At 70.7% G+C, this 7414-nt stretch carries 5 protein-coding genes; 2 read left to right on the top strand and 3 right to left on the bottom strand.

Features of this window, described 5'->3' with window-relative positions:
- Positions 1–14: 14 nt before the first annotated feature.
- Both AB0B48_RS01850 and AB0B48_RS01855 read right to left on the bottom strand, forming a co-directional pair.
- On the bottom strand, positions 15–950 hold the full coding sequence (locus AB0B48_RS01850) for a PfkB family carbohydrate kinase (RefSeq protein ID WP_357194447.1): 936 nt from the start codon (positions 948–950) through the stop codon (positions 15–17).
- Positions 951–1064: 114 nt separating this feature from the next.
- A complete protein-coding gene (locus AB0B48_RS01855) occupies positions 1065–2228 on the bottom strand; it encodes an XdhC/CoxI family protein (protein ID WP_357194450.1) in 1164 nt (387 codons plus the stop codon).
- Positions 2229–2596: 368 nt separating this feature from the next.
- Here AB0B48_RS01855 and AB0B48_RS01860 point away from each other — a divergent pair, with 368 nt between their 5' ends.
- Positions 2597–3676 (top strand): lytic polysaccharide monooxygenase, encoded by a 1080-nt coding sequence (locus AB0B48_RS01860; protein WP_357194476.1) that lies wholly within the window; start codon positions 2597–2599, stop codon positions 3674–3676.
- A 95-nt stretch (positions 3677–3771) separates the two neighbouring features.
- Here AB0B48_RS01860 and asnB read toward each other — a convergent pair whose 3' ends face one another.
- Entirely contained in the window at positions 3772–5733 is a 1962-nt protein-coding gene (gene asnB / locus AB0B48_RS01865; protein WP_357194453.1) for an asparagine synthase (glutamine-hydrolyzing), read from the bottom strand.
- Between the two features lie 132 nt (positions 5734–5865).
- On the opposite strand from asnB, the gene AB0B48_RS01870 reads away from it, so the two are divergent.
- The gene (locus tag AB0B48_RS01870) at positions 5866–7347 is read left to right on the top strand and encodes an aminopeptidase P family protein (protein ID WP_357194456.1); all 1482 of its coding nucleotides are present in this window, start codon (positions 5866–5868) and stop codon (positions 7345–7347) included.
- The last annotated feature ends 67 nt before the right edge of the window (positions 7348–7414 follow it).

The following is a 7414-nucleotide window of genomic DNA, read 5'->3' on the forward strand; positions in this document are numbered from 1 at the left end:
GGTTGGGGTTAGGGTTAGGTGTTGAAGCGGTTTTGTACTGCGGTGCGGGTGGGCATGGCGGTGGCGCCGCCCGGGGATTCGCAGACCAGGCCGGCCACCCGTAGCGCGAAGGCCACCCGCTCGGTCCAGCCCGGCGGGCTGTCCGGCTCGCCGTCGACGAGCAGGTCGGCGATCAGCGCGGCCATCACCGAGTCACCCGCGCCGGTGGCGTCGATCGCGTTGACCTTGGGGGCCGGCACCCGGACCGGGTCGGCGTCGGCGGCAGCCAGCACCGCACCGGCCGCGCCGAGCGTCACGACCACAGTGGCCGCCCCCAACTCACGCAGGTACGCCGCCACCCCCTCGACCGGCTCACCGGGGTAGAGCAGCACAGCGTCGGCTGCGCTCAGCTTGACCAGGTGCGCGCCGGCGGCGAACTCGGCCACCACCTCGCGCAGCCCCTCCAGCGCGCCCGGCCCGTTCAGCAGCCGGGGACGTACGTTCGGGTCGAAGACCCGCAGGCCGGCGGCGAGCGACCAGGCACGGCGGGCGGCGGCGAGCGTAGCGGGTCGGAGCAGCACGATCGAGCCGCAGTAAAGCACGTCGGCGCCCTCCAGCAACGCCAGGTCCAGATCGTCGGGACCGAGCAGTCCGTAGGAGGCCGGCTCGCCGTAGAAACGGAAGTCCGGCTCCGGCCCGGCGTACGTGACCACTGCGAGCGTGGTCGGCGCCGGGACCGTGATCGCACCGGCCACCCCGACGTCGGCCGCGGCGAGGAAGGCGCGGATCCGGCCGCCCAGCGCGTCGTCACCGAGCGAGCCGACGAACTGTGCCGCACCGCCGAGGCGGGCCACCCCGACGGCGACGTTCAGCGGCCCGCCGCCGATGGCCTGCCGATAGACCCGCTCCCCTTCGAGATCGCTGTCGAGCAGGTCGACGAGCGCCTCACCGAGCACCACCGCGTATCCCATGCCGATCCTCTCGTCGTCGCCACCGGCCGCCGATCGCCGAGCCGACCTCCGTGGCACCAGGCTGGCACAGCGCACGGCCCGTTGGGCGCCGAAGGCCGCGCACCGACGGGCGCGCTACCCCGGCTGGTGGATCGGCCCGTCGAGTAAGGCGAGGGGGCGACCGGTGCCGCCCCACCGGGCCGCGACGATCTGCGCGGCCACACTCACAGCGGTTTCCTCGGGGGTACGACCACCGAGATCCAACCCGATCGGGGAGGCGAGCCGGGCGAGCTGCGCCGGGCTGAGCCCCGCCTCGCTCAACAGCTTGTGTCGCTCGTCGTGGGTACGGCGTGAGCCCATCGCGCCCACGTACGCCAGCGGGTGACGCAGCGCCAACTCCAGCAACGGCACGTCGAACCTGGGGTCGTGGGTGAGGACGCACACCACCGTCCGCTCGTCGAGCCGATCGGCCGCCAACTCGGTACGCAGGTAGCGGTGCGGCCACTGCACCACCACCTCGTCCGCCTCGGGAAAGCGCCGCGCGGTGGCGAAGACCGGCCGGGCGTCGCAGACGGTGACCCGGTAGCCGAGGAACGCGCCGATCCGGGCCACCGCGGCGGCGAAGTCGATCGCACCGAAGACGATCATCCGGGGCGGGGTGGCGTACGCGGTCACGAAGAGGCTGACGCCGCCGCCTCGGCGCTGCCCGTGGTACCCGTACCGGAGCATGCCGCTGTGCCCGGCGGCGAGCAGCCCGAGGGCGTCGGCGCTGGCCGCGTCGTCGAGCCGGTCGTCACCGAGCGAGCCGACGGACCGCTGGCCGGTCAGCACGAGCCGCCGGCCGAGCCGCCGGGCGGGGTCGGTCGGTGACCTGCCGGCGTCGGCGGGTGGATCGTCGTTGGCGTCGGCGGCCACGCAGGTGACGATCGCCGCCGGGTGGCCGCCGCTTCGGGCTGCGGCGACCGCCTCCAGCGCCGGCAGGGCGCTCGCGTCGACGCGCTCCACGAACACGTCGAGGATGCCGCCGCAGGTCAGGCCCACTGTGTACGCGTCGTCGTCGCTGATCCCGTAGCGGCACAGCTCGGGTTGGCCGGTGTCCAGCACACGGCGGGCCCGTTCGTAGAGATCGGCCTCGACACAGCCGCCGGAGACGCTGCCGATGACCGTGCCGTCGGTAGCGACCACCATGGCGGCGCCGGGTGGCTGCGGGGCGGAGTGCCAGGTGGCCACCACGGTGGCCAGCGCGACTGCCTCGCCGTCGCGGCACCGGCGGTGCACCTCGTCGAACACGTCCGGCACCGGCGGCCGCCTCCCCGTCCCCGCTCCCCGTACGCAGGATATGACGTCCAACGACGACCGGCGGGTCTTCTCATACATCGAGGAATGACTATTGCGCTCGGTCGCTGCGGCGTGGTGGGATGACGCGTATCGGGCGGTGCGAGGGCTGCGGCGCCGCCGGTTGCCGGGTTGGTTAGACGCGAGGGCACCGGTCCAGGACAGGACCGTCGACGGCGCACGTCCACCGGCTGCTTTCCGCCGGGGCACGTCGCCGTGATCGTCGCACCGCTCACGACAGCGGGGCGATCACGCCACATCCCACCCGATTGCGGCGGGGCGGCTCAGCCAGCGCCCCTCGCGAGTCAGGAGAACCTGTGAACCGTTCCCGTATGGCCGCCTTGCTCACCGCGGCCATGACCCTCGCGCTCGGCGCTGTCGCCCTGGCATCCACTCCACAGCCGGCCGCCGCGCACGGCGCGGCGATGACGCCCGGCAGCCGCACCTACCTGTGCTGGCAGGACGGCCTCAGTACGACCGGTGAGATCAGGCCGACCAACCCCGCGTGCTCCGCCGCCGTGGCCCAGAGCGGGACGAACTCCCTCTACAACTGGTTCAGCGTGCTGCGCTCCGACGCTGGCGGCCGGACCACCGGCTTCATCCCGGACGGGCAACTGTGCAGCGGCGGGGCCACCGGTTTCCGCGGCTACGACCTGCCCCGCACCGACTGGCCGCTGACCCACCTGACCGCCGGGGCACGGTTGGACTTCAAGTACAGCAACTGGGCGCACCACCCGGGCACGTTCTACTTCTACGTGACGAAGAACAGTTGGAGCCCGACCCGGGCCCTGGCCTGGAGTGACCTGGAGGAGCCGTTCCTGACGGTGACCAACCCGCCGCAGCGCGGCTCGGTCGGCAGCAACGACGGGCACTACTACTTCAGCGGCAACCTGCCCTCGGGCAAGAGCGGCCAGCACATCATCTACTCCCGCTGGGTCCGCTCGGACTCACAGGAGAACTTCTTCGGCTGCTCCGACGTGGTCTTCGACGGTGGCAACGGCCAGGTGACCGGCATCCGGGGTGGCACGACGTCGCCTACCCCCACGCCGACCACGCCGACGCCGGGTCCGACCGACCCGCCGCCGACCACCACCCCGCCGCCGGCCGGTGGCGCCTGCACGGCCAGCTACAAGGTGTCGGGCTCCTGGCAGGGTGGCTTCCAGGGCGATGTCACGATCACGAACAACGGCAGTTCGGCGTTGTCCGGCTGGACCGCGAGCTGGACCTGGCCCAACGGGCAGGCGATCAGCCAGATCTGGGGCGCGACACAGACGTCGTCCGGCTCGTCCGTGACGGCGACAAACGTGGCCTACAACGGCACTATCGCGCCGTCGGGGACCGCGACGTTCGGCTTCCTGGCCAGCTCCACAGGAACCAACGGCGTCCCCACGGTGAGTTGCGCCGGGCGCTGAGGCCCCACCCCGGCTAGATGATCAAGAGGTTTGCGTCACCTGGAGCAACTCGGGTGACGCAAACCTCTTGATCATATTGGAGACGTTGGGCCGGGTCAGCGGACCATGGAACCGACCACCGGCTTCGTGAGCAGGGCGGACTGGTTGCGCTGGATACCCGGGTCGAGGGTCTTGGCCACGAAGATCGCGTGCCAGATGCAGAAGATCAGCACCGTCCACACCTTGCGGGAGTGGTCGGCCTCCTCCCGCTTGTGCTCGTCGAGCAGCCGCAGCGCGTACGACAGGTCCAGCAGGTCACCCGCGCCCGAGGTGCTCAGCACGTGCCGGGCCCACTCGTACATCTCGCCACGCAGCCAGACCCGAGTGGGGGTCGGGAAGCCCAGCTTCTTGCGGTTGACGATGGCTGGCGGCACGACACCCTGCAACGCCTGACGCATCGCGTACTTGGTGGCGTCGGAGCGCGGCGGCAGCTTCAGGTCCACCGGGATCTTCGCCGCGACGTCGAACACCTCACGGTCGAGGAACGGCACCCGCACCTCCAGCGAGTGCGACATCGAGATCCGGTCGGCCTTGACCAGGATGTCGCCGCGCAGCCAGGTGTAGAGGTCGACGTACTGCATCTTGGTGACGTCGTCCAGCTCGGTGCACTCGGCGTAGATCGGGGCGGTGACGTCCGTGTAGCGCACCGAGGGGTCGTAGCGGCGCATCAGGTGCTGCTTCTCCTCCTCGGTGAACATCCGGGCGTTGCCGTAGTAACGCTCCTCGATCGGGGTGGTGCCGCGCTCCAGGAAGCTCTTGCCCTTGACCCCCTGCGGAATCGCCTTGGAGACCGCGCGCAGCCCTTTCTGCACACCGCCGGGCAGACCGTTGACGCTGCCCAGCGACAGCGGCTCCCGATAGATCGTGTAACCGCCGAAGAACTCGTCCGCGCCCTCACCGGAGAGCACCACCGTGACGTGCTCGGCGGCCTTCTTCGCCACGAAGTAGAGCGGTACCAGCGCCGGGTCGGCCACCGGGTCGTCAAGGTGCCAGACGATCTTCGGCAGCGCGTCGATCATGTCCTGCGGACCGATCTTGGTGGGGATCGTGGTGACGTCGAGGTGCCGGGCCGAATCCTGGGCGACGTCGATCTCCGAGTAACCCGGCACGTCGTAGCCGACGGTGAAGGTCAGGATGTTCGGGTTGAACTCCCGCGCCAGCGCCACCACCGCTGTGGAGTCGATGCCACTGGACAGGAACGAGCCGACCGGTACGTCGGAGCGCATGTGCATGCGCACGCTCTCCCGCAGCGTCTCGCGGATCTCGTGGTAGAGCCTCTGCTCGTCGTCGACCGGCGCCGGCCGGAACACCGGCCGGTACCACCGGCGTACGTCGATCCGGCCGCCCGGGGTCCAGTTCAGGTACTCCCCGGAGCCGATCCGGCTGATGCCCTTGTGCAGGGTGCCGGGCTCGGGGACGTACTGGAGGGTCAGGTAGTGGCTCAGGTTCGCCGTGTCGACGCCCGCGTCGCCCTGGTAGTTGCTGTGCGCGAACGGCAGCAGCGCCTTCTTCTCCGAGGCCAGGTAGAGGCCGTCGGCGGTCTCCAGGTAGTGCATCGGCTTGATGCCGAAGTAGTCGCGGGCACCGAACGCCCGCCGTTCCTGCCGGTCCCAGATGACGAAGGCGAACATGCCCCGCAGCCGGGTGAGCACCTGCTCACCCCAGAAGTGGTAGCCCGCGACGATCACCTCGCCGTCACCGGCGGTGGCGAACTGGGCGCCGAAGTTTCTGATCAACTCCTCGCGCAGCTCGATGTAGTTGTAGATCTCGCCGTTGAAGGTCAGCAGGTAACGGCCGTTCGCGTAGGGCAGTGGCTCGTGGCTCGACGCGACGTCGATGATGGCCAGCCGCTTGTGGGCGAACACGCCGTCCGCGTACCGGCCGGAGGCGTCGCCGACCACCTCGACCCCTGTCTCGTCGGGGCCGCGGTGGTGCAGGCATTCCAACGCTCCGGCGATGTGGTCGCGATGCGCTGCGGCGTTGCCGTTCGCGCTGAAGAAGGCCAGAAGTCCGCACATGGTGGCCATCTTTCCACGCGCGCTGTCGGCCCTTGCAGCCGTCCGTCGATCCACCCGACTCCGAGGGGGCGTCACCGCCAACCGGACGCGCGGTACCGTCGGGACCAGCAACGAAGCGGAGGGAGCGGCGCAATGACCGAGGGACAGACCGACGGTACGCCGACGGACGGTACGGAATCGCACGATCCGGACTTCCCGGAGGCGTTCCTGTCCTTCATGCGGCAGGGTTGGAGCGACACCGCGCTTCCCGTGACGCCCCGCCCGGAGACGCCCAACTACGCCAAGCGGCGGGCGGCCCTCTCGGCGGCGTTCCCCGGCGAGACGCTGGTGATCCCCACCGGCACCGAGAAGGTCCGGGCCAACGACACCGACTACCCGTTCCGGCCGGGCAGCGACTTCGCCTACCTGACCGGCGACCACGACGCCGACAGCGTCCTGGTGCTGCGCCCGAACGGCTCGGGGCACGACGCGACGCTGTACATGCGGCCCCGGTCCTCCCGGGAGACCGACGAGTTCTTCCGCAGCCGCAACGGCGAGCTGTGGGTGGGCCGGCGGCACACCCTCAGCGAGAAGTCGACCGAGTTGGGCCTGCCGACCGCCGACCTGACCGGCCTGGAGGCGACGCTCGCCGACCTGGCTCCGGGGCGTACCCGGGTGTTGCGCGGTTTCGACGCCCAGGTGGACGCGGCCGTCCGCCCCTACGACGGGCCACGCACCGAGGGCCAGCCGGCCCGGGACCGCGAGCTGGCCATCGCCATCTCGGAGATGAAGCTGGTCAAGGACGAGTGGGAGATCGGCCAACTCCAGGACGCGATCGACGCCACCGTACGCGGCTTCGAGGACGTCGCCCGGATCCTGCCGGCCGACCGGGCGGTCTCCGAGCGGCTCCTGGAGGGCGTCTTCGCGTTGCGGGCCCGTCACGACGGCAATGACGTCGGGTACAGCTCGATCGTCGGTGCCGGCGAGCACGCCACGATCCTGCACTGGGTCCACAACCACGGCGCCACCCGACCGGGTGACCTGCTGCTGATGGACATGGGCGTCGAGGGTCGCAACCTCTACACCGCCGACGTCACACGGGTGCTCCCGGTGAACGGTCGGTTCACCGCCCTGCAACGCCAGGTCTACGACATCGTGTACGCCTCGCAGCAGGCCGGCATCGAGGCCATCCGTCCCGGCGTGAAGTTCAAGGACGTCCACCTGACCTGCATGCGGGTCCTGGCCGAGGGCCTGTCCGACCTGGGCCTGCTGCCGGTGAGCGTGGACGAGGCGATGGACGAGAAGTCGACCGTCTACCGGCGGTGGACGCTGCACGGCTTCGGCCACATGCTCGGCATCGACGTGCACGACTGCTCCAACGCCCGCAAGGAGACGTACCGCGACGGCGCGCTGGGCGAGGGTTACGTGCTCACCGTCGAGCCCGGTCTGTACTTCCAGCCGGAGGACGAGCTGGTCCCCGCCGAGCTGCGGGGTGTGGGCATCCGGATCGAGGACGACGTGCTGGTCACCGCGACCGGCGCGGTCAACCTGTCGGCCGGGCTGCCCCGCACCTCCGACGAGGTGGAGACCTGGCTGGCCGAGCAGCGCGAAGCCGGTCCCCGCCTGCCCAGCTGACCCGCCCACCCGCCTGACCCGCTAGACCAGGCTGACCCGCCAGCGCCCCCGGGCGAGGGCACTGGCG

The sequence above is a fragment of the Micromonospora sp. NPDC049089 genome, assembly GCF_040648775.1.
Lineage (GTDB): Bacteria > Actinomycetota > Actinomycetes > Mycobacteriales > Micromonosporaceae > Micromonospora.